Source organism: Streptomyces sp. NPDC093795 (genome assembly GCF_044764665.1).
Classification (GTDB): Bacteria; Actinomycetota; Actinomycetes; order Streptomycetales; family Streptomycetaceae; genus Streptomyces.
On record NZ_JBIWIO010000010.1, the window covers coordinates 253,030 to 279,110 of the forward strand.

At 71.1% G+C, this 26,081-nt stretch carries 18 protein-coding genes and 5 tRNA genes; 14 read left to right on the forward strand and 9 right to left on the reverse strand.

Annotated elements, in window-relative coordinates:
* Window positions 1–93: 93 nt before the first annotated feature.
* The 4 genes from ACIRB7_RS26235 to ACIRB7_RS26250 all read left to right on the forward strand — a co-directional run bounded on the left by ACIRB7_RS26235 (window position 94) and on the right by ACIRB7_RS26250 (window position 8,438).
* On the forward strand, window positions 94–3,999 hold the full coding sequence (locus ACIRB7_RS26235; protein ID WP_403603137.1) for an endo-alpha-N-acetylgalactosaminidase family protein: 3,906 nt from the start codon (window positions 94–96) through the stop codon (window positions 3,997–3,999).
* Between the two features lie 144 nt (window positions 4,000–4,143).
* Complete coding sequence (locus ACIRB7_RS26240) at window positions 4,144–6,480, forward strand: polysaccharide lyase 8 family protein (RefSeq protein ID WP_403603275.1); 2,337 nt, start codon at window positions 4,144–4,146, stop codon at window positions 6,478–6,480.
* Between the two features lie 165 nt (window positions 6,481–6,645).
* Window positions 6,646–8,229 (forward strand): acyl-CoA carboxylase subunit beta, encoded by a 1,584-nt coding sequence (locus ACIRB7_RS26245; protein ID WP_403603139.1) that lies wholly within the window; start codon window positions 6,646–6,648, stop codon window positions 8,227–8,229.
* Between the two features lie 14 nt (window positions 8,230–8,243).
* Complete coding sequence (locus ACIRB7_RS26250; RefSeq protein WP_351214956.1) at window positions 8,244–8,438, forward strand: acyl-CoA carboxylase subunit epsilon; 195 nt, start codon at window positions 8,244–8,246, stop codon at window positions 8,436–8,438.
* Window positions 8,439–8,503: 65 nt separating this feature from the next.
* On the opposite strand, the gene ACIRB7_RS26255 is transcribed toward ACIRB7_RS26250, so the two are convergent.
* The 8 genes from ACIRB7_RS26255 to ACIRB7_RS26290 form a co-directional block, all read right to left on the reverse strand.
* The gene (locus tag ACIRB7_RS26255; RefSeq protein WP_015036414.1) at window positions 8,504–9,085 is read right to left on the reverse strand and encodes an ATP/GTP-binding protein; all 582 of its coding nucleotides are present in this window, start codon (window positions 9,083–9,085) and stop codon (window positions 8,504–8,506) included.
* A complete protein-coding gene (locus tag ACIRB7_RS26260; RefSeq protein ID WP_403603277.1) occupies window positions 9,066–9,617 on the reverse strand; it encodes a DUF742 domain-containing protein in 552 nt (183 codons plus the stop codon). Before ACIRB7_RS26260 ends, ACIRB7_RS26255 begins: the two co-directional genes overlap by 20 nt.
* A gap of 92 nt (window positions 9,618–9,709) precedes the next feature.
* The gene (locus ACIRB7_RS26265) at window positions 9,710–10,123 is read right to left on the reverse strand and encodes a roadblock/LC7 domain-containing protein (RefSeq protein WP_026057603.1); all 414 of its coding nucleotides are present in this window, start codon (window positions 10,121–10,123) and stop codon (window positions 9,710–9,712) included.
* Between the two features lie 7 nt (window positions 10,124–10,130).
* Complete coding sequence (locus ACIRB7_RS26270) at window positions 10,131–13,421, reverse strand: nitrate- and nitrite sensing domain-containing protein (RefSeq protein WP_403603141.1); 3,291 nt, start codon at window positions 13,419–13,421, stop codon at window positions 10,131–10,133.
* A gap of 339 nt (window positions 13,422–13,760) precedes the next feature.
* On the reverse strand, window positions 13,761–14,342 hold the full coding sequence (locus tag ACIRB7_RS26275; protein WP_351214952.1) for an ATP/GTP-binding protein: 582 nt from the start codon (window positions 14,340–14,342) through the stop codon (window positions 13,761–13,763).
* Window positions 14,323–14,727 carry a DUF742 domain-containing protein gene (locus tag ACIRB7_RS26280; protein ID WP_024756254.1) on the reverse strand — a complete coding sequence of 135 codons (405 nt, stop codon included), beginning with the start codon at window positions 14,725–14,727 and terminating at the stop codon, window positions 14,323–14,325. The genes ACIRB7_RS26275 and ACIRB7_RS26280 overlap by 20 nt, the downstream gene beginning before the upstream one ends.
* A 158-nt stretch (window positions 14,728–14,885) precedes the next feature.
* On the reverse strand, window positions 14,886–15,299 hold the full coding sequence (locus ACIRB7_RS26285; RefSeq protein ID WP_030496942.1) for a roadblock/LC7 domain-containing protein: 414 nt from the start codon (window positions 15,297–15,299) through the stop codon (window positions 14,886–14,888).
* A 9-nt stretch (window positions 15,300–15,308) separates the two neighbouring features.
* Window positions 15,309–19,181 carry a nitrate- and nitrite sensing domain-containing protein gene (locus ACIRB7_RS26290; RefSeq protein WP_403603144.1) on the reverse strand — a complete coding sequence of 1,291 codons (3,873 nt, stop codon included), beginning with the start codon at window positions 19,179–19,181 and terminating at the stop codon, window positions 15,309–15,311.
* A gap of 568 nt (window positions 19,182–19,749) precedes the next feature.
* Here ACIRB7_RS26290 and ACIRB7_RS26295 point away from each other — a divergent pair.
* The 9 genes from ACIRB7_RS26295 to ACIRB7_RS26335 all read left to right on the forward strand — a co-directional run bounded on the left by ACIRB7_RS26295 (window position 19,750) and on the right by ACIRB7_RS26335 (window position 23,672).
* Entirely contained in the window at window positions 19,750–19,953 is a 204-nt protein-coding gene (locus ACIRB7_RS26295; protein WP_403603146.1) for a hypothetical protein, read from the forward strand.
* A gap of 81 nt (window positions 19,954–20,034) precedes the next feature.
* The gene (locus tag ACIRB7_RS26300; protein ID WP_403603148.1) at window positions 20,035–20,820 is read left to right on the forward strand and encodes a fumarylacetoacetate hydrolase family protein; all 786 of its coding nucleotides are present in this window, start codon (window positions 20,035–20,037) and stop codon (window positions 20,818–20,820) included.
* The gene (gltX, locus tag ACIRB7_RS26305) at window positions 20,813–22,288 is read left to right on the forward strand and encodes a glutamate--tRNA ligase (RefSeq protein ID WP_403603150.1); all 1,476 of its coding nucleotides are present in this window, start codon (window positions 20,813–20,815) and stop codon (window positions 22,286–22,288) included. The genes ACIRB7_RS26300 and gltX overlap by 8 nt, the downstream gene beginning before the upstream one ends.
* Window positions 22,289–22,314: 26 nt before the next feature.
* Complete coding sequence (locus ACIRB7_RS26310) at window positions 22,315–23,037, forward strand: HAD family hydrolase (RefSeq protein ID WP_403603152.1); 723 nt, start codon at window positions 22,315–22,317, stop codon at window positions 23,035–23,037.
* Between the two features lie 92 nt (window positions 23,038–23,129).
* A tRNA-Gln gene (locus ACIRB7_RS26315) sits at window positions 23,130–23,201 on the forward strand.
* A 43-nt stretch (window positions 23,202–23,244) separates the two neighbouring features.
* A tRNA-Glu gene (locus tag ACIRB7_RS26320) sits at window positions 23,245–23,317 on the forward strand.
* Between the two features lie 84 nt (window positions 23,318–23,401).
* Window positions 23,402–23,474: transfer RNA gene (locus ACIRB7_RS26325), tRNA-Glu, on the forward strand.
* 14 nt (window positions 23,475–23,488) lie between these two features.
* Window positions 23,489–23,560: transfer RNA gene (locus ACIRB7_RS26330), tRNA-Gln, on the forward strand.
* A gap of 39 nt (window positions 23,561–23,599) precedes the next feature.
* Window positions 23,600–23,672, forward strand: a tRNA-Glu gene (locus ACIRB7_RS26335).
* 125 nt (window positions 23,673–23,797) lie between these two features.
* On the opposite strand, the gene ndgR is transcribed toward ACIRB7_RS26335, so the two are convergent.
* Window positions 23,798–24,514, reverse strand: a complete 717-nt coding sequence (gene ndgR / locus ACIRB7_RS26340; protein ID WP_015036427.1) for an IclR family transcriptional regulator NdgR — start codon at window positions 24,512–24,514, stop codon at window positions 23,798–23,800.
* A 140-nt stretch (window positions 24,515–24,654) separates the two neighbouring features.
* On the opposite strand from ndgR, the gene leuC reads away from it, so the two are divergent.
* Window positions 24,655–26,079, forward strand: a complete 1,425-nt coding sequence (gene leuC, locus ACIRB7_RS26345) for a 3-isopropylmalate dehydratase large subunit (RefSeq protein ID WP_403603154.1) — start codon at window positions 24,655–24,657, stop codon at window positions 26,077–26,079.
* Window positions 26,080–26,081: the final 2 nt, after the last annotated feature.

The window sequence follows — 26,081 nt, forward strand, 5'->3', positions numbered from 1 at the left end:
CACTTGGACTAACCGAAGGGGGTTCTTGGACTGGAGGGGCCCGCGCGGCGCGATCTCGTTGACGGTGCTGCCGGGGCGGGGCCAACTAGGCGCATGCCCCTCTCCCGTTCGCGAAGAATCCGTGCCGCCTGCGCGCTCGTCGCAGCCTCGTCAGCCGTGTTCGCCCTGGCCGGGCCCGCTCTGGCCGGGCCTGTTCCGGCCGGGCCCGCTCCGGCGGAGGGCGGCGGCGCGGCGGCCCCGGCGTCGCTCGCCGGGACCGCCACGGCCGCCGCCGTCATCGCCTCCCCGCAGCTCTCCGTCGCCGTCGCCGAGGACTTCCCCCGCGTCCTCTCGTACACCGACCGCGCGAGCGGCGCCCGCCTCCTCGGCAGTACGGCCCCGGTCACGCGGGTCGTCCTCAACGGCACCGCCCGCTCCGTCCAGGCCAAGGGCGCCCCCGTCCTGACCGCGTCCTCCGCCGCGTACACCCTCACCTTCCCCGAGCTGCCCGGCGTCGAGATCGACGCGAGCCTGAGCGTCGACGGGCGGACCACCACCTTCCGGGTGACCGCCGTCCGCGACACCGAGGGCTTCCGGGTCGGCACGCTCGACATACCCGGCCACGACCTGGTCTCCGTCGGCTCGTCGGATCCCGGCGCCGCCACCGCCTTCACCCGGCTCGACCCGGACTCCACCCGTACCGCCGACGTCTTCGCGCAGGTCACCGACGCGACCGCCGCCGAGGCCAACCCGGTGGGCGCGACCTACGCCCTCGTCAACACCGGCCGCCTCGCCGCCGCCGTCGAGTCCAACTCCAGCTACGACAGGCCCTCGGGAGCCTCGGCCCGCGACGGTGCCCGCTTCTGGCACCAGGCCCGCAAGAGCGGCACCGAGACCCGCGTCGGCGTCTGGTCCGGCCAGTGGACCTACCGCGGCGAGGGCGCCCCGAAGCCCGCGAGCGGCGACGGCCTGCCCTGGGCCAAGGTCGTCGTCACCCCCGACGCCAACGCCGACGGCGCCACCGACTGGCAGGACGGCGCCGTCGCCTTCCGGACGATCGGGATCAAGGCTCCCGGCAGCGAGCAGACCCCCGGCCGGGTCGTCGCCCACATCCCGTTCAACTTCGCCTCCCAGGCCACCCACCCCTTCCTGCGCACCCTCGACGACGTCAAGCGGATCTCGCTCTCCACCGACGGACTCGGCCAGTTCGCCCTGCTCAAGGGGTACGGCTCCGAGGGCCACGACTCCGCCCACCCCGACTACGGCGGCAACTACAACAAGCGGGCCGGCGGCCTCGCCGACCTCAACGTCCTCCTCGAGGAGGGCGGCAAGTGGGGCGCGGACTTCGGCGTCCACGTCAACGCCACCGAGTCGTACCCCGAGGCGAGGAACTTCAGCGAGACCCTCGTCGACAGGACGAAGCCCGGCTGGAACTGGCTGAACCAGAGCTACTACATCGACCAGCGCCGCGACATCAACAGCGGTGACCTCGCCCGCCGCTTCCAGCAGCTCCGCGACGAGACCGACCTTCGCCTCTCCACGCTCTACATCGACGTCTACTACACCCACGGCTGGATCGCCGACGAGACCGTACGGGCCGTCCAGGCGCAGGGCTGGAACGTCGCCACGGAGTGGTCCGACAAGTTCGAGCGGTCCTCCCTCTGGTCCCACTGGGCCAACGACCTCGACTACGGCGGCGCCACCAACAAGGGCCTCAACTCGCAGATCATCCGCTTCATCCGCAACGGCGAGAAGGACATCTGGAACAACCACCCGGTCCTCGGCCAGACCGCGCTCGTCGACTTCGAGGGCTGGACCGGCGAGACCGACTGGAACGACTTCACGGCCAACATCTGGCAGCGGAACCTGCCCGCCAAGTACCTCCAGCAGCAGCGGATCACCCGCTGGACCGGCAACGACCTCACCTTCACCGGCGGAGTCCGCGGCACCGTCGAGAACGGCCGCCGCACCTTCTACGACCACGGCCGCAAGGTCCTCGACGGCGAGCACTATCTGCTCCCCTGGGACGGCGGGAAGAAGCTCTACCACTACAACAAGGCCGGTGGCACGACCAGTTGGGACGTCCCGGCCGGCGTCGGCTCGTACTCCGTGTACAAGCTCACCGACAACGGCCGCGTGAAGACCGCCACCGTGCGGCCCGTGGGCGGGAAGATCACCCTCGACGCAGTCGCGGGGCAGCCGTACGTGCTCCACCCCGATCGGGCGCCGGACCCGCGCGCCCCCCAGTGGGGCCAGGGCACCCCGGTCAAGGACCCCGGTTTCAACGACGCGAAGCTCACCGGCTGGACCAAGTCCGGCGCCGTCGCCCGTGACACCGACGACCAGGGCCGCAACAGCGCGAAGCTCTCCGGCGCCGCAGCCGCCTCCGTCCGCCAGCAGATCACCGACCTCACCCCCGGCGCGCGGTACACCGCCTCGGCCCTGATCGAGGTACAGCCGGGCGCGACCCGGCCCACCACCCTCTCCGTCGGCGGCCGGTCCGTCACCGTCGAACGGTCCACGCTCCAGGACCGGGTCGCCGCCTCCGACTGGAACGGCACCCGCTTCCAGCGCGCCAAGGTCACCTTCACCGCCCCCGCCGGCGGCACCACCCCGCTGAGGATCCAGGCCGCCGCCGACGGCTCCGCGGCAGGCGCCGCCGCCACCGTCCGGATCGACGACGTCCGGATCGTCGCCAACGCCCCCGCCACCAAGGCCGGAACCCTGGTGTACGAGGACTTCGAGGCCGTCGACCAGGGCTGGGGCCCCTTCCTCAAGGGCGACTCCGGCGGTACGACCGACCCGCGCACCCACATCGCCCAGCTCCACGCCCCGTACACCCAGGCCGGCTGGAACGGGAAGCTGATCGACGACGTCATCGGCGGCGCCGAGTCCCTCAAGTCCCACGACGAGAACAGCGGACTCGTCTACCGCACCGCGCCCTGGACCGTCCCCATGAAGGACGGCCGCACCTACCGCGTGGAGTACGCCTACCAGTCCAGCCACGCGGGCGCGTACGAGTGGGTCACCGGCTACGACCGCGCGAACGGCACCTCGGTGGAGACCCGCCGCACCCCCCTCGGACAGCAGAGGACCAGCGGGCACTTCTCGGAGACCGTCACCGCCGGCTGCGGCGACACCTGGACCGGCCTGCGCAAGCGCGCCGACGCCCCCGACGGCGCCGACTTCGTCCTCGACGCCTTCACCGTCACCGACCTCGGCCCGGCCGCCGAGCGCGCCGCCTGCGGCACGCTCACCGTCGCCGCGCCCGACACCCTGGAGCCCGGCCGACCGAACCAGGTCACGGCCACCTTCGGCAACGACGAGACCACCGAGGTCACCGGCGCCCGTGCCGTTCTCGCCCTCCCGGCGGGCTGGACCGCCGAACCGGCCGCGCCCGTCACCCTGGGCACGGTCGCGGCGGGCGGGAAGGCCACCGCCACCTGGCAGGTGACCCCGCCGGTCGACGCGGCCTACCAGCCGTACACCCTCGGCGCCTCGCTCACGTACGCCCTCGGAGGAGAGGAGCGGAAGCTCACCGCCGCCACCACCGCCCGCACCCTGCCCCCGCCGCCCACCGCCGACAGCTGGGCCAGCGACCTGGACTGGACCTCCGCCACCAACGGCTGGGGACCCGTCGAGCGCGACCTCTCCAACGGCGAGACCGGCACCGGCGACGGCTCCCCGCTGCGGATCGGGGGAGTGACGTACGCCAAGGGCCTGGGCAGCCACGCGCCCGCCAAGGTCCGCTACTACCTGGGCGGCCGCTGCACCTCGCTCACCGCCCAGGTCGGCGTCGACGACGTCCAGACCGCCCGGGGCAGCGTCCGGTTCAGCGTCCTCGCGGACGGCGTCGAGAAGGCGCAGTCCCCGGTCCTCAGGGCCACGGACCCGGCCTGGGCGCTCACCGCCGACGTCACCGGCGCCTCCTACGTCGACCTGGTGGTCGGCGACGGCGGCGACGGCAACGGCAACGACCACGCGGACTGGGGCGCCGCCCGCTTCCACTGCGGAGGCTGACCCTCCACGAGCGGGACAGAGGGGCGGCACCCGGTGGAAAGCGCTTCCGCCGGGTGCCGCCGTGCTCATTGATTGCGTCGGAGACGCGGTGTTACACCAGGCCCACCGGTCTCCACCACTTCCCCCCGGGAGGCTCTCGTGCCCCTGCCCCACTGGTCCCGCCGCACCTTCCTGACCGCCGCGACCACCACGGCCGCCGTCCTCGCGCTGCCGCTGCCCGCCGCCCACGCGGCGGACACGGCCGCCACCGAGTTCGAGGCGCTACGGCTCCGCTGGCTCGACCTCCAGCTCGGCTCCGGCTTCGACGCCGCGGCCGAGCCCTACGCCGCCCGCCTCGCCGAGACCGGCACGCTCGCGCGTACCTTCCGCTCGGCCATGACCCCCGCCGCCGGCTCCCTCTGGCCCGACGCCCCCTTCGACCCGCCGGCCGGCATCTCGCAGAGCTACAGCCGCCTGTGGACCATGACCCAGGCGTACGTACAGCCCGGCACCGGACTCACCGGCGACACGGGCCTGCTCGCCGACGTCCTGCGCGGCCTCGACCACCTCTCCGCCACCGTCTACAAGGCCGGCGCCCCGCGCTACGGCAACTGGTGGGAGTGGCAGATCGGCAGCCCCCGCCTCCTCATGGACATCGTGGCCGCGCTCCACCCCCACCTCGGCGCCGAACGGATCGCCGCCGCCTGCGCCGCCGTCGACCACTTCGTCCCCGACGCGGTCCTGGAGAAGTACACCGGCACCTCCACCGGCGCCAACCGCGTCGACCTGTGCCGCTCGGTCGCCCTGCGCGGGGTCCTCGGCGCGAACCCCGCCAAGGTCGCCCTCGCCCGCGACGCCCTCTCGCCCGTCTTCCCGTACGTCACGAAGGGCGACGGCCTCTACGCCGACGGCTCCTTCGTCCAGCACACCTGGGTCGCCTACTCCGGCACCTACGGGCAGGTCATGCTCGACGGCCTGGGGAAGCTGTTCTCCCTCCTCGCCGGATCCACCTGGGCCGTCACCGACCCGAACCGGCAGATCGTCCTCGACAGCGTCGAGAAGGCCTATGCGCCCCTCATCTACGACGGCCTGATGATGGACAGCGTCAACGGCCGCGCCATCAGCCGCGGCTACCTCAAGAACGACGACCGCCGGATCATGCGCTCCGACCACTTCCACGGCCAGGGCGTCATCGCCGCCATCGCCCTCCTCGCGGGCGGGGCCTCCGCCGCCGAGCGGGACCGCTGGCACGCGCGCGTGAAGGGCTGGATCGAGCGCGACACCGTCTCCCCGATCCTGGCCGCCCGCCAGTTCGGTGTCGCCGACCTCGCCCGGCTGCACGCCGTGGCCGCCGCCCCCGCCCCGGCCGCCCCCGAACCCACCGGCCATCGCCTCTTCACCGCCATGGACCGGGCCGTCCACCGCCGGCCCGGCTGGGCCGCCAACATCGCCATGGCCTCGGACCGGATCTCGTACTACGAGTGCGGCAACGGCGAGAACCCGCGCGGCTGGCACACCGGCGCCGGAATGCTCTCCTGGTGGACCCCGGCCCTCGGTGACCAGTACACCGACTGGTTCTGGCCCACCGTCGACCCGTACCGCCTCCCCGGCACCACCGTCTCCACCAAGCGCCTCCCCGACCGGGCGGGCGGCGAGTGGGGTGCGCCCAAGCCGGCCGTGCGCTGGGTCGGCGGGGCCACCGACGGCGAGTACGCGGCCGTCGGGCAGCACCTGAAGGGCCTCGGCTCCACCCTGGACGCCCGCAAGTCCTGGTTCTGCGCGGCGGACGCGGTCATCTGCCTCGGCGCCGGGATCACCGCGACCGACGGCGTGCCCGTCGAGACGGTCGTGGACAACCGGCTCCTGGGGGAGGGCGGCACCCAGGCCTTCACCACCGGAGAGCGCTGGGCGCACCTGGAGGGCCACGGCGGCTGGGTCTTCCCGCAAGCCCCACAGGGCACCGGAAACCTCCGCACCCTGCGCGAGGACCGCACCGGGGCCTGGAGCGACATCAACACGACCAGCTCCACCGAGCGCCGCACCCGCCGCTACCAGACCCTCTGGTTCGACCACGGCACGGACCCGGTCGCCGCCTCGTACGCGTACCTCCTGATGCCGGGCGCCTCCCGGCGTACCCTCGCGGCCCGCGCCGCCGACCCCGGCTGGCTGCGCGTTCTCGACAACACCGCCGAGCGGCAGGCGATCGCCGTCCCGTCCCTGGGGCTGACCGCCGCGAACCTCTGGCAGGCCGGTACGGTGGGGGCCCTCACGGCCACCGCTCCGGCGAGCGTCCTCGTCCGGCGCCGCCGCTCCGTACTCGACCTGAGGGTCTCCGAACCGCTCCGCACCGGGCAGCCGCTCGAAGTGACCTGGAACGGGCCGGTCCGCCGGGTGCTCGCGCACGACCCCTCGGTGGAGGTGCTCGGTACCGGCCGCTCGCTGCGGCTGCGGATCACTCCCGGTACGGCGGGCGCCACCCACCGGTGCGAGGTCCTGCTCTAGGCCGTGACCGAGGTCTATGTCGATTCCCTACAAACACGAGGGGTACCTGGCTGTTGACTCGGGCTGGACAGGTGACGGTTCTGTCCAGCCCCACCAGGATTCGACACGGGAGACTGTACGGAGTGGACGGCGGGGTTTTCTTGTCCGGCTTCGTAGGGTCGGTACATGACCGTTGTGGACCAGATCCCGAGCGAGCCCGCTGACGCCCGTGGCCGTGTGGCCGAGCTGCACGTCCTGCGCGAGCAGGCCCTCCGCGGCCCGAGTGACCGGGCGACCGAGGCCCAGCACGCGAAGGGCAAGCTGACCGCGCGCGAGCGCATCGAGCTGCTCCTCGACCCTGGTTCCTTCAGCGAGGTGGAGCAGCTCCGCCGGCACCGCGCGCAGGGCTTCGGCCTGGAGTCGAAGAAGCCGTACACCGACGGTGTGATCACCGGGTGGGGCACGGTGGAGGGCCGGACGGTCTTCGTGTACGCGCACGATTTCCGGATCTTCGGCGGCGCGCTCGGTGAGGCGCACGCGACGAAGATCCACAAGATCATGGACATGGCCATCGCGGCCGGTGCTCCGCTGGTCTCCCTGAACGACGGCGCGGGCGCCCGTATCCAGGAGGGCGTCTCGGCGCTCGCCGGGTACGGCGGCATCTTCCAGCGCAACACGCGCGCCTCGGGTGTCATCCCGCAGATCTCGGTGATGCTCGGCCCGTGCGCCGGCGGCGCCGCGTACTCGCCCGCCCTGACGGACTTCGTGTTCATGGTCCGTGAGACCTCGCAGATGTTCATCACGGGTCCTGACGTCGTCAAGGCGGTCACCGGCGAGGAGATCACCCAGAACGGCCTCGGCGGCGCCGACGTCCACGCGGGCGTCTCCGGCGTCTCCCACTTCGCGTACGACGACGAGGAGACCTGCATCGCGGAGGTCCGCTACCTCCTGTCGATGCTCCCGCAGAACAACCGCGAGAACCCGCCGACCGTCGCCTCCGAGGACCCGGCGGACCGCCGCTCCGATGTCCTGCTCGACCTGGTGCCGGCCGACGGCAACCGCCCGTACGACATGCACAAGGTCATCGAGGAGCTCGTCGACGACGGCGACTACCTGGAGATCCACGAGCGCTGGGCCCGCAACATCATCTGCGCCCTGGCCCGGCTCGACGGCCAGGTCGTCGGCCTCGTCGCCAACCAGCCCCAGACGCTGGCCGGTGTCCTCGACATCGAGGCCTCCGAGAAGGCCGCCCGCTTCGTGCAGATGTGCGATGCCTTCAATATTCCGATCATCACTCTTCTGGACGTACCCGGCTTCCTCCCGGGCGTCGACCAGGAGCACGGTGGGATCATCAGGCACGGCGCCAAGCTGCTCTACGCGTACTGCAACGCGACCGTGCCCCGGATCTCCCTGATCCTGCGCAAGGCCTACGGCGGCGCTTACATCGTCATGGACTCCCAGTCCATCGGCGCCGACCTGACGTACGCCTGGCCCACCAACGAAATCGCGGTCATGGGCGCCGAGGGCGCCGCCAACGTGATCTTCCGCAAGCAGATCGCGGAGGCCGAGGACCCCGAGGCCATGCGGACCCGCATGGTCAAGGAGTACAAGGCGGAACTGATGCACCCGTACTACGCGGCCGAGCGCGGCCTGGTCGACGACGTCATCGACCCCGCCGAGACCCGCCAGGTGCTCATCAGGTCCCTCGCGATGCTCCGCACCAAGCACGCCGACCTGCCGTCCCGCAAGCACGGCAACCCGCCTCAGTAAGAGGAGTCATCCACGTGACCACCCCTGCCAACCTTCTCCGCGTCGAGAAGGGCCACGCCGGCCCCGAGGAGCTCGCCGCCATCACGGCGGTGCTGCTCGCCCGCGCGGCCGCCCAGCCCGAGCAGACGGACCACCACGGCCGCACCACGGCCGGCTGGCGCCGTCTGGAGCGCGAGCACGGCTTCCGCGCGCCGCACAGCTGGCGCTGACGGCGCCCGTACGACGAAGGCCCCCGCTCCTGATGGAGCGGGGGCCTTCGTCGTACTGCCGGGACTTACCGCAGTCGGGCCATGAGGGCGTGCTCGACGAGCGTGATGAGGGCGCTCTTGGCGTCGGCGCGGTGGCGGGCGTCGGTGGTGATGATGGGGGTGTCGGGCCCGATCTGGAGGGCCTCGCGGACTTCCTCGGGCTGGTAGGGCTGGTTTCCGTCGAAGCCGTTGAGGGCGATGACGAAGGGCAGGCCGCTGTTCTCGAAGTAGTCGACGGCGGGGAAGCAGTCGGCGAGACGACGGGTGTCGACGAGGACGACGGCGCCGATGGCGCCGCGCACCAGGTCGTCCCACATGAACCAGAAACGGTCCTGCCCGGGGGTGCCGAACAGGTACAGGATCAGGTCCTGGTCCAGGGTGATGCGGCCGAAGTCCATGGCGACGGTCGTCGTCGTCTTGTCGCCGGTGTGCGTGAGGTCGTCGATGCCCGCGGACGCAGACGTCATCACCGCCTCGGTACGCAGCGGGTTGATCTCCGAGACGGCACCGACGAACGTGGTCTTGCCCACGCCGAAGCCGCCCGCCACCACGATCTTCGCGCTGGTGGTTGAGCGGGCTGCACCGCCGCTAGAGCTTGCGAAGTCCACTGAGCACCCTTTCGAGCAGTGTCACGGCTGGCTGGCCGCCGGCGGCCTCGTCGCCGCCTGGCTGGTGGATGGCGACAAGTCCGGCCTCCGCCAGGTCGGCGACGAGGATCCGGGCGACGCCGAGAGGAATGGAGAGAAGAGCCGAGATCTCGGCGACCGACTTGATCTCGATGCACAGCCGGCAGATCCGCTGGTGCTCGGGCAACTGCCCCTGCAGCCGGGCCGGATCGGCCGTCGTGCTCACCAGCGCCTCGATGGCGAGCTGGTAGCGCGGCCTGGTCCGGCCGCCGGTCATCGCGTACGGGCGCACCAGCGGGTTGTGCCCGCCCGAGCTGCTGGAACCGGCGGCGGACGGAGCGCGCGAGGCGCCGTGCGCGCCCGCGGACGGTCCCTGAGGCTGCCGATAGGGCTGCGCGGAACCCTGTCTGCTCGGCGTGGAGGGAAAGTTGAACCGGTTCTGCGCGGGGTCGCCGAGCGGCGCCTGGTGCGCGTCATAACCGTTGTAGGGGCTCGCGCCCGGTGGTGTTCCCACGTTCTCCTCCTCGACTGCCTCGCGGTCCATGTCCCGTGGAACCGCGACACCGCACCCTACGGTGCGGTGGCACGAAACGCACTGTCTGTCTGTTAGTTGAGAAGACTTCCCTGAAGCTCCGCCCGGAGGTCAGGAGTCAGTACGGTGCCCGCGCGGTCCACGAGCAGGGCCATCTCGTAGCCCACCAGGCCGATGTCGGCCTCGGGGTGGGCCAGCACGGCCAGCGAGGAGCCGTCCGAGATCGACATGATGAAGAGGAAGCCGCGCTCCATCTCCACCACGGTCTGGTTGACCGCACCGCCCTCGAAGATCCGGGACGCGCCCGCGGTCAGCGAGGTCAGTCCGGAGGCGACGGCCGCCAGCTGGTCGGCGCGGTCACGGGGGAACCCCTCGGACATCGCCAGCAGGAGTCCGTCGGCGGAGACCACCACCGTGTGCGACACCCCGGGGGTGTTGTCCACGAAGTTGGTGATCAACCAGTTCAGATTCTGCGCCGCCTGGCTCATGCTCACACTAACGCTCCTGGTTGTAGGTACTGCCCGGGCCGAGGCCCGATCCGTTCGTGTCCGTTCCCGCGCTGCGTCCCTGCTGGACGCCCCGGCGCAGGTTGCTCAACCTGCCCCGTACGTCCTCGGGGGCGCGGGAGACCTGGGGGCCGCCCTGCGGGGTCTGCTCAGCCGTGCCCTCGACCAGGTTGGCCTTCGGGACCCGGCGGGGGAGACCGGACGAGGTGACCCCGCCGGCCTTCGGGTCCTTGAGCTTCCCGGCCCGCTGCCAGCGCTCGTCGTTGGTCGAGCGCCAGTCGTCGGGGCCTTCGGCTTCGTTCTGCTGCTGCTCCTGCGCCGGCTGCGCGGGCTTCGCCTGCTGCGGTGCCCGCTGCTGCGGCGCCTGCTGGCCCTGCGAGGCGACGCTGCCGCGGCGCGGCAGACCGGCGTCGGTCAGCGCGTGACCGGCATCCGGGGCGGCACTCGGGGTCGGACCCGGACGGTCGAAGCCTACGCGCTCGGGGGCCTGTTCGGGAGCGGCCGGAGCAGATTCCGTTTCTGCTCCGTACTGCTGCTGCCAACCACTGCCGTAGGCGTTCTGATCCTGCCACTCTGCCTGCTGAGGCTGGGGATCGAACGTATTGCCGTACTGCTGGTGTTCGGCTTCCGGGGTCTCGTACGAGGCTTCCGCATAGCCGGGCTGCTGGTACGCCTCGTACCCCTGCTCCGGGTACGCGTAGCCCTCCTGCTGCGGGAATCCGGCCCCGTACTCCTGGCCGTACCCCTGCGCCTGCTGGGGCTGCTGCCCGTACTCCTGCGCCGGGGCGTACTGCTCCGACGCGTACTCCTGCCCCTGCTGCGGCCCGTACTCCTGGCCCTGGGCGTACTCCTGGCCCTGGTGCCCGTAGGCGTCGGCCTGCTGCGGCTGCTCGGCCTGCTCCGCCTCGTCGCGGAAGAGCGGCCGGTCACCGCCCTGCGCCTGGGCCTCCAGGGCGGCACGCCGCCCCTCGCGCTTCAGCGAGCGGTCGACCGGGTCGAGCGGGTGCTCCTCCTCGGCCGGCTGGTCGTAGCGCGAGTCGTCGAAACCGAGGTCGGCGGCGGTCAGCATCTGCTGCTGCTGCGGAGGGGCCTCGAAGGCGTTCTGCTGCTGCTGCGGAATGATCTGCGAGACCGTGAAGTCGTCCTGCATCGGCTGCTCGCCACCACCACCGTGGGTGATCGCGTCCGGCAGCATGACGAGCGAGGTCGTACCGGCCTGCTCGCCCGAGGGCCGGAGCTGGACCCGGATGCTGTGGCGGTCGGCGAGGCGGCCGACCACGAACAGGCCCATGCGCTGCGAGACGGCGGCGTCGACGGTCGGCGGGTTGGCCAGCTTGTGGTTGATGTCCGCGAAGTCCTCGGCGGTGAGGCCGATGCCCTTGTCGTGGATCTCGACCATCACGCGGCCGTCGGGGAGACGGGTCGCGGTGACGCGGACCTTGGTCTGCGGGGAGGAGAACGTGGTCGCGTTCTCCAGGAGCTCGGCGAGCAGGTGCACGAGGTCGGTCACGGCCTGGCCGTGGATCTCGGCCTCAGGGACGCCCGCGAGCTCGATGCGCTCGTACTGCTCCACCTCGGAGGAGGCGGCGCGCATGACGTCGACCAGCGGGACCGGCTGGTCCCAGCGGCGGCCGGGCTCCTCGCCGGCGAGGACGAGGAGGTTCTCGCCGTTGCGGCGCATACGGGTGGCCAGGTGGTCCAGCTTGAAGAGGTTCTCCAGCTGGTCCGGGTCGGCCTCGTTGTTCTCCAGGTCCGTGATGAGGGTCAGCTGGCCCTCGATCAGGGACTGGTTGCGGCGCGAGAGGTTCGTGAAGATCGCGTTGACGTTGCCCCGGAGCATGGCCTGCTCGGCGGCGAGCCGGACGGCCTCGCGGTGCACCTGGTCGAAGGCGCGGGCGACCTCGCCGATCTCGTCCTGCGAGTCGATCGGGATGGGCTGGACGCGGGTGTCGACGCGGCCCGGCTCGGTACGGGAGAGCTGGTCGACCAGCATCGGCAGGCGCTGCTCGGCGATGCCGAAGGCGGCGGTGCGCAGCTGCTGCATCGCGCGGCTCATCTGGCGGGCCATCATCCCGGCCAGGATGAAGGCGGCGAGCAGGGCGACGACGACGATGCCACCGATGACCCACGCGTCCGTCTTGGCCTCGTCGGAGATCTTCACGGCCTCGTTCACGGCCTTGTCGACGAGGGCCTTCTCGACCTCGGAGTAGCCGTCGAACTTGGCGGTGGCGACGGCCATCCAGGACTCGGCCGTGATGCCCTTGGACTTGAGGGCCGCGAGACCCTCGGGGCTCTTGGCGGTGCCGATCGCGGAGGCCGCGCCGGAGTAGACGGAGCCGTCCTTGCCCTTGGGCAGCTCGATGCCGGCGGCCCGCATCTGCTTGGCGCCCTCGGCGGCCTTGCCGGCCATGACCTTCTTGAGCAGCTCGACGTCCTCGGGCATACCACCGGAGGAGAACTCGCCGAGGGCGATCTGCTCCAGGTAGTTGTACGAGTTGAACGCCACGGACTGCTGGGCGAAGACGGCCTCGGTCTGGCTGGGCCGGACCAGGAGCTGGGTGCCGATCGAGCGCTGGAGGGACTCGGCGCCCTTGGCCAGCTGGATGGCGTAGACGCTGCGGCCGTAGGCGGTGACGTTGCCGGTGCCGAGACCGAGCTCGTTGGAGAACTCGGTGAGGTAGTGCTGGACGCCGGTGTACCCGAGCTGGGTGTTCACCGGGTCGAGGGAGCGGGTGTACGCGGCCTTGCGCAGCGCCTCGAGCTTCGGCTCCTCGTCCTTGAAGAGCTTGATGCGGCGCTCGAGGCCCTGACCCGAAGGCAGGTTCTTGGCGGCCTCGTCGAACTTCATCCGGGCGGCGTCGGTCGCGGCGTACGCCTGCTTCACCTCGTCGCTGTCGCGTCCCTTCCCGCTCAGCAGCGGGGCCGCGGTGAGGTCCCGCTCGTTGAGCAGGGCGGTGCTGTACTCCGAGGCGGCGCGCACGATGAGCGCCGTCTTCTCGGCGTCCTGCGCCTCCTGCCAGGTGTCGATCGCTCCCTTGACCTGGAAGCCGCCCATGACGAGGCCGACGAGCACGGGTATGAGGAGGATCGCGTTCAGACGGGTGGGCACCCGCCAGTTACGGGGCGACAGCTTGCTGGAGCTTCCCTTGCCCGTGGCCGCGCTGGGCGGCGGTGTCACGGGCATGTCCGCGGGCGACACGGCATAGCGCGGCGGCGGCGTGAAGTTGCCCCGCGTGCCCCGCGTGTCCTGCTCCGCGGGGCTTTCCTTGCTTCGCCTCACTCGACCAACAACCTCTCGGCGTCGGCACCTACGTTGTGCCGGTGTTTCGTTCAGGGCCGTACTACTCGGGAGTTCATGAATTGCAGCACGTGAAGGGGGTCCGTTCCAAACAGTGGGATACGGCGGCCTCCCGTGGTCCAGACCTCGCATAAAACGGGCATAAAGAGCGAGCCCCGCCAAATGGCGGGGCTCATGTGAGCGCAGTGACACCGATCGGATGCGTCGTGTGTCCGAAGCGCTCCAATTCTCTGTCGAAACGTTATGAACGCCCGGGCGGCCGTGTCGAAGGACACAGACCGCCCCTGGCAGCGGCATATGACAACCGCCCTGACCGATCCGCTACTTGAGCCGGGCCATGAGGGCGTGCTCGACGAGCGTGATGAGGGCGCTCTTGGCGTCGGAGCGGTGACGGGCGTCGGTGACGATGATGGGGGTGTCGGGCCCGATCTGGAGGGCCTCGCGGACCTCCTCGGGCTGGTAGGGCTGGTATCCGTCGAAGCCGTTGAGGGCGACGACGAAGGGCAGGCCGCTGTTCTCGAAGTAGTCGACGGCCGGGAAGCAGTCGGCGAGACGCCGGGTGTCGACCAGGACCACGGCGCCGATCGCGCCGCGCACCAGGTCGTCCCACATGAACCAGAACCGGTCCTGGCCCGGCGTACCGAACAGGTACAGGATCAGGTCCTGGTCCAGGGTGATGCGGCCGAAGTCCATGGCGACGGTCGTCGTCGTCTTGCCACCGGTGTGCGTGAGGTCGTCGATGCCCGCCGAAGCCGACGTCATCACCGCCTCGGTACGCAGCGGGTCGATCTCGGAGACGGCGCCGACGAACGTGGTCTTGCCCACGCCGAAGCCACCCGCCACCACGATCTTCGCGCTGGTGGTTGAACGGGCCGCGCCGCCGCTAGAGCTTGCGAAGTCCACTGAGCACCCTTTCGAGCAGTGTCACGTCCGGCGTACCGCCGGTCTCTCCGTTGCCCGGCTGGTGGATCGCCACCATGCCGGCCTCCGCCAGGTCGGCGACGAGGATGCGAGCGACACCGAGAGGCATCGACAGCAGCGCCGACACCTCGGCCACCGACTTCACCTCACGGCACAGGTGGCAGATCCGCTGGTGCTCGGGGAGCAGGGTGGCGAGATGCGCCGGGTCGGCCGTGGTGCTGACCAGTGCCTCGATGGCGAGCTGGTAGCGCGGCCGGGTCCGGCCGCCGGTCATCGCGTACGGACGCACCAGCGGCTGGTCGCCCTCGTATCCGTACTCGTCGACTGAGGCGCCGTACGGATCGTGAGAGGCGGGGGGCGGGGTCATGAATCCTCCGGGCGTGACAGCAAGACTTCTGCCGTCTGATGGGGCCGGTGGGGGGCCGGGTGGGGCGGCCGGACGGTGAACGGTGCCCAGGGCGGTACGGAGGGGCGTACCGCCCTGTCGGTCGGTCGTGCGGTGGGGTTGTCCGGGGGCGGTGCCGGCTAGTGGAGCAGGCTGCCCTGGAGCTCCGCGCGGAGGTCCGGGGTGAGGACGCTGCCGGCCCGGTCGACAAGCAGCGCCATCTCGTAGCCCACGAGGCCGATGTCGCACTCGGGGTGGGCGAGCACGGCCAGCGAGGACCCGTCGGAGACGGACATGAGGAAGAGGAAACCGCGCTCCATCTCCACGACCGTCTGTGCGACGGGGCCCCCCTCGAAGATCCGGGACGCGCCCGCGGTCAGCGAGGTCAGTCCGGACGCGACCGCCGCCAGCTGGTCGGCGCGGTCACGGGGGAATCCTTCGGACATGGCGAGCAGGAGTCCGTCGGCGGAGACCACCACCGTGTGCGACACCCCAGGGGTGTTGTCCACGAAATTGGTGATCAACCAGTTCAGGTTCTGCGCCGCCTGGCTCATCGCGTTCAACTAACGCTCCTGCTGATGGTTCGGACCGAGGTGGATGCTACCCGTGGTCGAGTTGCCCGCTTGTCGGCCCTGCTGGATGCCGCGGCGCAGATTGGTCAGCCGGCCGCGGACGTCGTCGGGTGCGCGCGAGACCTGGGGGCCGGCCGTGTGGGCCTGCTCCTGTGCGGTCCCGGGCACGAGGTTGGCCTTCGGCACGCGCCGCGGAAGACCGGAGGTGGTGACTCCGCCGGCCGCGGGCTTGCGCACCCGCTCGGCCTGGCGCACCAGCTCGTCGTTGGGCGAGGTCCGCCAGGCGCCCCCACCGTTCTGCCGGCCGGCGTCGGCGGCCGGGTCACCGGTCTGCCGGTGCGCCGGAGCGGACGGCTGCGGTGCGCCGGGAGCCTGCCCCTGGTGCTGGTGCCAGTTGGTCTCCAGCGTGTCGTACAGCGGCGTGCGGCCGTCGCCCGCGCCGCTCGCCGGCGGCAGGGCCTCCGGACGGCGCGGCTGCTGGAGCTGCGGCTGACGCTGCTGCGGCTGCTGGACCGGCTCGGAACCCGGGCGCGGAGCGCCGAAGTCACCGCCGTCGCGCTGGCGGGGGGCCGGCGGCTGCGGGGCCTGGGCCTGCTGCTGCGCCTGCGGTACGTAGGGCTGCCGGCCGAACTGCTGCTGCTGGCCGCCCTGGTACTGCTGCGGAGCCTGCTGCTGGGCCTGCTGCTGCGGGGCCTGCGGGGGCCGCCCCTGCAGCGGCTGCTGCTGCGCGCCGAAGTCCGGGCGCGGGAACTGGCCGGTGGAGCCGGGGCCCTGCGGGGCGCCGAGGTCCGGGCGCGGGAACTGGCCGGTGGAGCCGGGGCCCTGCGGTGCGTCGAAGTCGGGGCGCGGGAACTGCGCCGTCGACGCCGGGTCCTGGACACCGCCCTGGTACGCCTGCGGGGCCTGCTGCTGCGGACGGCCCTGCTGCTGCCCCGGCGCGCCGAAGTCGGGGCGGGGGAACTGGCCCGTGGAACCGGGGCCCTGGGGGGCCGCCGGAGCCCCGAACAGGCCCGACGTGTCCGACTCCTCGTGACCGCGCGGGGCGTCCAGCGGGGACATCTCCTGGCGCGGGCGCCGCACCGGCTGCTGCTGCGCCGGGTCGTTGCCCCAGCTCGCGGCCTGCGGGCGCTGCGACTGGGGGTTGCCCCCCGGCAGCTCGGCGCGCGGGGAGTCGTACCCACCGGGCCGCCCGCCGCCCTGGGGCGCCTGCTGCGGCGCGCCGGGTCCGGCCTGCGGACCGCCGGTGTTGCCCCACACGTCGGTACGGGAGGGGATGGCGCTCGCGGCGCCGCCGATGAGCCCGCCGCCGGGGCGCAGCGGATCGTGGCTCTGCGGGGCCTGCGGGGCCGGGGGGACCTGCGGCAGCTGGCCGGTCTGGTCGAGCTGAGCGTTCTGCGGCTGCGGGGTACGGGGCTGCGGGGCGCCCTGCGGGCCACCCGTGAGCGGAGCGCCGTCACGGGCGGGCAGCGCGGCCCGGGGACCGCTCGTACCGACCTGGCCGCGCGGGGCTCCGGTGCCGATCCGGCCGGCCGTCGCCGACGGCCCGCCGCCCTGGCCCGGACGTCCGCCGCCGGGGCCACCGGCCGCGCCGGGACCGCCGGGAAGCCGGCCGCCCGGAGCGGAGGCACCCTGCGGCATCGCGCCCTGGCCACCGGCGCCCGGCTTCGGCATGGGCTTCTTGCCGCCCTGGGCGACGTCGACCGGCAGCATGACGAGTGCGGTGGTGCCGCCCGAGTCGGAGGGGCGCAGCTGGATGCGGATGCCGTGTCGCAGGGACAGGCGGCCGACCACGAAGAGGCCCATGCGGCGGGAGACCGAGACGTCCACGGTGGGCGGCGAGGCGAGCCGCTCGTTGATCGCGGCGAGGTCCTCGGGGGAGAGGCCGATGCCGGTGTCGTGGATCTCGACGAGCACCCGGCCGTCGGGCAGCGCGTGGCCGGTGACCCGGACCTTGGTCTGCGGGGAGGAGAACGAGGTGGCGTTCTCGAGCAGCTCGGCGAGGAGGTGCACGAGGTCGTTGACGACGCGGCCCGCGACCTCGGTCGCGGGGACCGCGGCCAGCTCGATGCGCTCGTACTGTTCCACCTCGGAGGCGGCGGCACGCAGGACGTCGACCAGCGGGACCGGGCGGGTCCAGCGGCGGCCCGGCTCCTCACCGGCGAGGACGAGGAGGTTCTCACCGTTACGGCGCATACGCGTCGCGAGGTGGTCGAGCTTGAACAGCGAGGACAGCTGGTCCGGGTCGGCCTCGCGCGACTCCAGCTCGGAGATGAGCGAGAGCTGACGCTGGATGAGGCCCTGGGAGCGGCGCGAGAGGTTGGTGAACATCGCGTTGACGTTGCCCCGGAGGAGGGCCTGCTCGGCGGCGAGGCGGACGGCCTCGCGGTGCACGTCGTCGAAGGCCGCGGCCACCTGGCCGATCTCGTCACGGGAGTGCACACCGACGGACTCGACGGAGGTGTCGACGTCCTGCGGGTCGGACTCGGACAGCTGCTTGACGAGCTCGGGCAGCCGGTCCTGGGCGACCTTGGTCGCGGTGTCCTGGAGCCGGCGCAGCGAGCGGATCATGGACCGGGCCACGACGAAGGCGCCGATGAGCGAGACGCCGAGGACGAGGAGGATCAGCGCACCGTTGATGATGGCCTCGCGCTGCGACTCCTGCCGCAGCTCACGGGCCATGGTCTCCATGTCGCCGAGCAGACCGCGCTCGATGCGGTTCATGGCGGTGATCTTGGTGCCGTACTCGTCGGTGAAGTTCAGGTGACCGCGCCGGGTGCCGCTCTGCATGGCGTCGTCCATGTTGAGGACGCGCTCGGCGTACTTCTCGGCGGCGGCGATCGACGGGTTGCCGGTGTTCAGGGACGCCAGCCGCTCGGTGGCGTCACCACCCGTCGACTCGTAGATCGCCTGGAAGGACTTGAGCTCGTCACCCTCGGAGTTGAGCGCGGCCTCGCCGTAGAGACGGTCACCCTGCTGGATCTTGCCGGGGGTCCGGTCGCTCGCGGGCAGCGCCGCCGCGATGATCGCCTGCTGGATGGAGGCGTACTCCTTGGCGGACGAGAACGCGGCGAGCGCACGGGTCCGCTTGATCATCTCGGGGTTACTGGTCGCCTGCGCCATGTCCTGGGACAGGCTGAGCAGCGAGCGGATGAGGCGGCTGTACGCCTCGACCGTCACCGAGTGGGAGACGCCCTTCTCGTAGGCGTTGCCCCGGATGGTGTTGAGCTGGATGACCTGCGAGGCGATCCCGTTGACGTTCTGGCGGATGCTGCGCAGCGCCTCGTCGCCCTCGGTGGCCGGGATGTCCTCGGTGGCCTCCAGGAAGGCCTTGTACTCGAGGTCCGTCTTCCGGCGCGGGTTGGAGACCTGGTAGTCGCTGACCGGCCGGCCGTTGACCAGCGGGCCCGCGGACAGGTCGCGCTCGGCCTGCAGGGCCTGCGCGAGGTCGGTCGCCTCTCGGGTCAGCTTGGTGAGCAGCTGCATGTGGTCGAGCTGCTCCATGTCCTGGAGCGACTCGCTGATGCGGATGCCGCCCAGGGTGGTCGCGGCGACCACGGGGAGGGTGAGGAGCGCGACCAGGCGCGTGGAGATGCGCCAGTTGCGCAGGGCTATTCGCGGGCCGACCTCGTTCTCGGCCCGGGGCTTGGGGGTTGCCTCGGACGGCTCGGCGGAAGCGGCCGCGGCGCTCGTGCGCCTGCCGCCGTCACCGCCCTCGCCGGACGGTCCCTGACCCTGGTTCGGGGTGTGCGAGGCCGAGGGACCGCGGTCGGTCCCGGCACGCGGTTCCTGCTCCGCCGGAGTATCCGCACGGCCCTTGCGGGCCTGGGGAGACCCCGAGCCATCCCTCTTGAAACGTCCCTGCACTAGCGTCGCAACCTCTGGACCAGGCGCCCTTCCGAATGAACGGAGGACGGTGTCGGCGTCGTTCGGGGTGTGTGGAGCACCCCAGGTGGTCGTCGGTGACCGGCGCAGCTTCCCCCTTCCCCGCCACACGGCCGGCGCTGCGTTGCGCCCCCTGCGCGCCGGCTTGAAACCCGCGGCGGTGCGTGGAATTCCAGCACAGTGCCGGATCTCCAACAAGAGCCGCGTGTCGCGCCGGGAGAGTCATGACAACCCGTGCGCACAGTGTCACCGCATGTAGAAGATGATCACGGAGGATTCGGACTTTTCCCCTCCAATGGCTGTCCGCGCCCGTGTGTCCCAGTCGAGATGATCAGGAGCGGAATAGCGCATTCAGTGGCGGAATGTCCCTTTCCGTGACTCCGGACAGCAGTCCGTAATGCCCGGAATGTAGCGCTGGTGGTGAGCAAACTCACACGAGAATCGATGTCTTAGCCATGCATTCGAAGGGAATCGCATGTTTAGCCTGACGCTTTACACCCTCACGCGCCCGCATGCGGCGCCCGTTCCGGAACAAGGTCAGATCACCGCGATGAAGACGACGACGCCCGGCACCACGGCCAACCCCCGCCGTTCCACCCTCGTCCACCTCTCGGACGCCGCAGAGCTCGGCCGGGGCGCCCAGCCGGAGTACGCGGCCGAGCTGCCCACGCAGACGGCCAACCCGCGCCGCACCATCCTCATGCAGCCCCCGGCCCCGTACCAGCCCGAGCCGTACGCCGCCGCGTCCCGCTGATCACGCGGATCGGCCGCCCCGCGCCGCGTTAGCCTGGAGCGTCAGACTCCAGCCAGCACCAAGTGAGGGGCGACAGCACTCGTGCGCATCGCCAGATTCTCCATCGACGGCAATGTGGCCTTCGGCGCCGTCGAGGGCGAGGGAACCGTCGAGTCCGGCGGCCTCGTCCTCGACATCATCAAGGGCATTCCGTACACCGACTTCGAGCTCAGCGGCACCAAGGTCCCGCTGAGCAAGGTACGGCTCCTGCCGCCGGTGCTCCCCAACAAGGTCGTGGCCATCGGCCGCAACTACGCGGAGCACGCCGCCGAACTCGGTCACGAGGTCCCGGACGTCCCCGTCGCCTTCTTCAAGCCCACCACCTCGGTGGTCGGCTCCGGCGACGCGATCGAGTACCCCTCCTTCTCGAACGAGCTGCACCACGAGGCCGAACTGGCCGTGGTCATCGGCCGCATGTGCCGCGAGGTGCCCCGTGAGCGCGTGAAGGACGTCATCTTCGGCTACACCTGCGCCAACGACGTCACCGCCCGCGACGCGCAGGAGCGCGAGAAGCAGTGGGCCCGCGCCAAGGGCTTCGACACCTCCTGCCCGCTGGGCCCCTGGGTGGAGACGGACCTCGACCCCCGCGACCTGACCATCCAGGCCACGGTCAACGGCGAACAGCGCCAGCTGGGTCGGACGAGCGACATGATCCGCTCCATCGAGGACCTGGTCGTCCACATCACCGAGGCCATGACACTGCTCCCGGGCGACGTCATCCTCACCGGCACCCCCGCCGGGGTCGGCCCCCTCAACGTCGGCGACGAGGTCGCCGTCACCATCGAAGGCATCGGCACTCTCACCAATAAGGTGATCAAGCGTGGCTAACGCGAAAATCCGCGTCCGTTTCTGTCCCTCGCCGACCGGCAACCCCCACGTGGGCCTGGTCCGCACCGCCCTCTTCAACTGGGCCTTCGCCCGGCACAACCAGGGCGCCATGGTCTTCCGCATCGAGGACACCGACGCGGCCCGCGACTCCGAGGAGTCGTACGAGCAGCTGCTCGACTCCCTGAAGTGGCTCGGCCTCGACTGGGACGAGGGCCCGGAGGTCGGCGGCCCGCACGCGCCGTACCGCCAGTCGCAGCGGATGGACATCTACAAGGACGTCGCCGAGAAGCTGCTCGCAGGCGGCTACGCGTACCACTGCTTCTGCACCGCCGTGGAGCTCGAGGCCCGCCGCGACGCCGCCCGCCTGGCCGGCAAGCCGTCCGGCTACGACGGCACCTGCCGCAACCTGAGCGCCGAGCGCATCGAGCGCTACCGCGCCGAGGGCCGCGACTCCATCGTCCGCTTCAAGATGCCGGACGAGCCGATCACCTTCACGGACCTGGTCCGCGGCGAGCTCACCTTCACCCCGGACAACGTCCCGGACTACGGCATCGTGCGCGCCAACGGCGCCCCGCTGTACACCCTGGTCAACCCGGTCGACGACGCCCTGATGGAGATCACCCACGTCCTGCGCGGCGAGGACCTGCTCTCCTCCACCCCCCGCCAGATCGCGCTCTACAAGGCGCTGATCGAGCTGGGCGTCGCCAAGGAGATCCCCTCCTTCGGCCACCTGCCGTACGTGATGGGCGAGGGCAACAAGAAGCTCTCCAAGCGCGACCCCGAGTCCTCCCTCAACCTCTACCGGGAGCGCGGCTTCCTCCGCGAGGGCCTGCTGAACTACCTGTCCCTCCTGGGCTGGTCGTTCTCGGCGGACCAGGACATCTTCACCATCGAGCAGATGGTGTCGAAGTTCGACATCGCCGACGTCAACGCCAACCCGGCGCGCTTCGACCTCAAGAAGGCCGAGTCGATCAACGCGGACCACATCCGCATGCTCGACATGAAGACCTTCGCCGAGGCCTGCGAGCCCTGGCTGCGCGCCCCGCACGCCAACTGGGCGCCCGAGGACTTCGACCGCGCCGCCTGGGAGGCCATCGCGCCGCACGCCCAGACCCGCATCACCGTCCTCTCGGACATCACGGCCAACGTCGACTTCCTCTTCCTCCCGGAGCCGGTCTTCGACCAGCCCTCGTGGGACAAGGCGATGAAGGGCGAGCCCGCGGCCCTCCTCACCACCGCCCGCGAGAAGCTCGTCGACGCCGACTGGAGCGACCCGGAGTCGCTCAAGAACGCGGTCCTGGTCGCCGGCGAGGCCCACGGCCTCAAGCTCGGCAAGGCCCAGGCCCCGGTCCGCGTCGCGGTCACCGGCCGCACGGTCGGCCTGCCCCTCTTCGAGTCCCTGGAGATCCTGGGCAAGGAGAAGACCCTGACCCGCATCGACGCGGCCCTGGCGAAGCTCGCCGGCTGATCGCCTCCGCGCGGTACGGTCGGTCCATGACCATCCGCGCGGTGCTCTGGGACGTCGACGACACGATCTTCGACTACGCCCGCGCCGACCACATCGGCATGAGCGCGCACCTGACGGCCGAGGGCCTGGTGGACGGATTCGACTCCGTCGACCAGGCCCTCCGCCGTTGGCGGGAGCTGACCGCGGTCCACTGGCGCCGCTTCGAGGCCGGCGGGGTCGACTTCCAGGAGCAGCGCAGGGAGCGGGTCCGGGACTTCCTGACGGCGCCCGGGCTCACCGCGGCCCAGGCCGACGCCTGGTTCGAGCGGTACGTCTCCCACTACGAGGCGGCCTGGGAGCTCTTCCCCGACACCGTGCCCGTCCTGGACCTCCTGGCCGACGCGTACCGGCACGGGATCCTGTCGAACAGCAGCCTGCACAACCAGGACCGCAAGCTCCGCGTCCTGGGCGTACGGGACCGCTTCGAGGCCGTCCTGTGCGCCGCCGAGCTCGGCGTGGCCAAACCGTCCCCCGAGGCCTTCCACGCCGCCTGTACGGCCCTCGACCTGCGTCCGGACGAGGTGGCGTACGTGGGGGACCAGCCCGACATCGACGCGCGGGGCGCGGTGGAGGCGGGGCTGCGGGGCATCTGGCTGGACCGCGCCGGCACGGGCGGTCGGCCCGAGCTGAACCGGATCACGGATCTCCGCCAGCTTCCGGACCTGCTCAGCGGGGATACCCGTTTTGGAGCACCGTCCACCTTCGGGTAATGTTCTTCCTGCGCCGAGGGGAACAAGCCGAAAGGCAAGAACCCGGAAAGCGCAAGCCGAGCAAGATCCCCTTCGAGGGGAAGTTGCCCCGGTGGCCTATGGTGTAATTGGCAGCACGACGGTTTCTGGTTCCGTTAGTCTTGGTTCGAGTCCAGGTAGGCCAGCTCGCAGAGCTCATCTGCATCGTACGCGGATCGCATCCGCAAAGCCCCCGTTGTGTAGCGGCCTAGCACGCTGCCCTCTCAAGGCAGTAGCGCCGGTTCGAATCCGGTCGGGGGTACAGATCCATCCTGTAGATCACTTGGGTAGCTCCCGGTGGATCTGCGGTGACATCACCCGGTCACGACCGGGTGGGATCGCTAGGGCCCCCGTTGTGTAGCGGCCTAGCACGCCGCCCTCTCAAGGCGGTAGCGCCGGTTCGAATCCGGTCGGGGGTACGGTGTAACCACCATGGCCTATGGTGTAATTGGCAACACTACGGTTTCTGGTACCGTCATTCTTGGTTCGAGTCCAGGTAGGCCAGCTCGCAGAGCTCATCTGCATCGCGGATCTGATCCGCAGGGCCCCCGTTGTGTAGCGGCCTAGCACGCCGCCCTCTCAAGGCGGTAGCGCCGGTTCGAATCCGGTCGGGGGTACAAGACGAAGAAGCCCTTCCCTTCGGGGAAGGGCTTCTTCGCTGTCCGGCTCAGGACGCACAACTCCGGCCCACCGCTGCGGCGTTGAAGCGGTGGGCCGGGAGGAACGGAACAGAAGGAGAGCGTCAGCCGGTGCGGCGGAGGGCCTCGGACAGACGGGCGGCGGCGTCGATGACCGCCTGGGCGTGCATACGGCCCGGGTGGCGCGTCAGCCGCTCGATCGGGCCGGACACCGACACGGCGGCCACCACCCGGTTCGACGGACCGCGCACGGGCGCGGAGACGGACGCGACGCCCGGCTCCCGCTCGCCGATCGACTGGGCCCAGCCGCGCCGCCGTACGCCCGACAGGGCCGTCGCCGTGAAGCGGGCGCCCTGGAGGCCGCGGTGCAGCCGCTCGGGCTCCTCCCAGGCCATCAGGATCTGCGCCGAGGAGCCGGCCTTCATCGTCAGCGTCGAACCGACCGGGACGGTGTCCCGCAGGCCCGAGAGACGCTCGGCCGCCGCCACACAGATGCGCATGTCGCCCTGGCGCCGGTAGAGCTGGGCGCTCTCGCCGGTGACATCGCGCAGATGCGTCAGAACCGGGCCCGCGGTCGCGAGCAGGCGGTCCTCGCCGGCCGCGGCGGCGAGCTCCGCCAGGCGCGGTCCGAGGATGAACCGGCCCTGCATGTCACGCGCCACCATCCGGTGGTGTTCCAGTGCCACGGCGAGACGATGTGCCGTGGGTCGTGCGAGTCCCGTCGCCGCGACCAGTCCTGCGAGGGTGGCCGGACCGGACTCCAGGGCGCTCAGGACAAGGGCTGCCTTGTCGAGAACGCCTACGCCGCTAGAGTTGTCCATGCAACGATATTCACGTCTCACTCTGTGAAACGCAAGTTCAATTTCCCGAGGAACTTGTCACTCTGGTGAGGCGGCCGCACAACGGCCCGCGAAACGGGTCTCTAGTTGTGCCGGCGTAGACGTCGGCCGGAGGGAAAGCGATGGGTAGGACACTCGCGGAGAAGGTCTGGGACGACCACGTCGTCCGGCGCGCCGAGGGCGAGCCCGACCTCCTCTTCATCGATCTGCACCTGCTGCACGAGGTGACCAGCCCCCAGGCCTTCGACGGCCTGCGCCAGAACGGCCGGCAGGTGCGGCGCCTCGACCTGACCATCGCCACCGAGGACCACAACACCCCGACCCTCGACATCGACAAGCCCATCGCGGACCCCGTCTCCCGCGCACAGCTGGAGACCCTCCGTAAGAACTGTGCCGACTTCGGCGTCCGGCTGCACCCGCTGGGTGACGTCGAGCAGGGCGTCGTCCACGTCGTGGGACCGCAGCTGGGCCTGACCCAGCCCGGCACCACCGTGGTCTGCGGCGACTCGCACACCTCCACGCACGGCGCCTTCGGCGCTCTCGCCTTCGGCATCGGCACCAGCCAGGTCGAGCACGTGCTCGCCACCCAGACGCTCCCGCTGGCGCGCCCGAAGACCATGGCCATCACGATCGACGGCGAGCTGCCCGAGGACGTCACCGCCAAGGACCTGATCCTGGCGATCATCGCCAAGATCGGCACCGGCGGCGGTCAGGGCTACATCCTGGAGTACCGCGGCTCCGCCATCGAGAAGCTCTCGATGGAGGCCCGGATGACCATCTGCAACATGTCGATCGAGGCGGGCGCCCGCGCGGGCATGATCGCCCCCGACGAGACCACCTTCGCCTACCTCAAGGGCCGCGACCACGCCCCCGAGGGCGAGGACTGGGACGCCGCCGTCGCGTACTGGAGCACCCTGAGGTCCGACGAGGACGCGGTCTTCGACGCCGAGGTCGTCATCGACGCCGCCTCCCTGGCGCCGTTCGTCACCTGGGGCACCAACCCCGGCCAGGGCGCGCCGCTTTCGGCGAACGTCCCCGACCCGGCTTCGTACGAAGACGCTTCGGAGCGCCTCGCCGCCGAAAAGGCCCTGGAGTACATGGGGTTGACCGCCGGGCAGCCGCTGCGCGACATCAAGGTCGACACCGTCTTCGTAGGCTCCTGCACCAACGGCCGCATCGAGGACCTGCGCAACGCCGCCGGTCTGCTGGAGGGCCGCCAGGTCGCCGACGGGGTCCGCATGCTGGTCGTCCCCGGCTCCGTCCGGGTCGCCCTGCAGGCCGTCGAGGAGGGCCTGGACAAGGTCTTCAAGGAGGCCGGCGCCGAATGGCGGCACGCGGGCTGCTCGATGTGTCTGGGCATGAACCCCGACCAACTGGCGCCCGGTGAGCGCTCCGCGTCCACCTCCAACCGCAACTTCGAGGGCCGGCAGGGCAAGGGCGGCCGGACCCACCTGGTCTCGCCCCAGGTCGCCGCCGCCACCGCCGTCCTGGGCCATCTGGCCTCCCCGGCCGATCTGTCCGACGTCGCCACCACCGCGGGGGTCTGAGG

Bases quoted from the DNA above. Each gene is read 5' to 3' on its own strand.
- ACIRB7_RS26235 (WP_403603137.1), top strand. From the start codon at position 94: ATGCCCCTCTCCCGTTCGCGAAGAATCCGTGCCGCCTGCGCGCTCGTC.
- ACIRB7_RS26245 (WP_403603139.1), top strand. From the start codon at position 6,646: ATGACCGTTGTGGACCAGATCCCGAGCGAGCCCGCTGACGCCCGTGGC.
- ACIRB7_RS26265 (WP_026057603.1), bottom strand. From the start codon at position 10,123: ATGAGCCAGGCGGCGCAGAATCTGAACTGGTTGATCACCAACTTCGTG.
- ACIRB7_RS26280 (WP_024756254.1), bottom strand. From the start codon at position 14,727: ATGACCCCGCCCCCCGCCTCTCACGATCCGTACGGCGCCTCAGTCGAC.
- ACIRB7_RS26285 (WP_030496942.1), bottom strand. From the start codon at position 15,299: ATGAGCCAGGCGGCGCAGAACCTGAACTGGTTGATCACCAATTTCGTG.
- ACIRB7_RS26295 (WP_403603146.1), top strand. From the start codon at position 19,750: ATGAAGACGACGACGCCCGGCACCACGGCCAACCCCCGCCGTTCCACC.
- ACIRB7_RS26310 (WP_403603152.1), top strand. From the start codon at position 22,315: ATGACCATCCGCGCGGTGCTCTGGGACGTCGACGACACGATCTTCGAC.
- ndgR (WP_015036427.1), bottom strand. From the start codon at position 24,514: ATGGACAACTCTAGCGGCGTAGGCGTTCTCGACAAGGCAGCCCTTGTC.
- leuC (WP_403603154.1), top strand. From the start codon at position 24,655: ATGGGTAGGACACTCGCGGAGAAGGTCTGGGACGACCACGTCGTCCGG.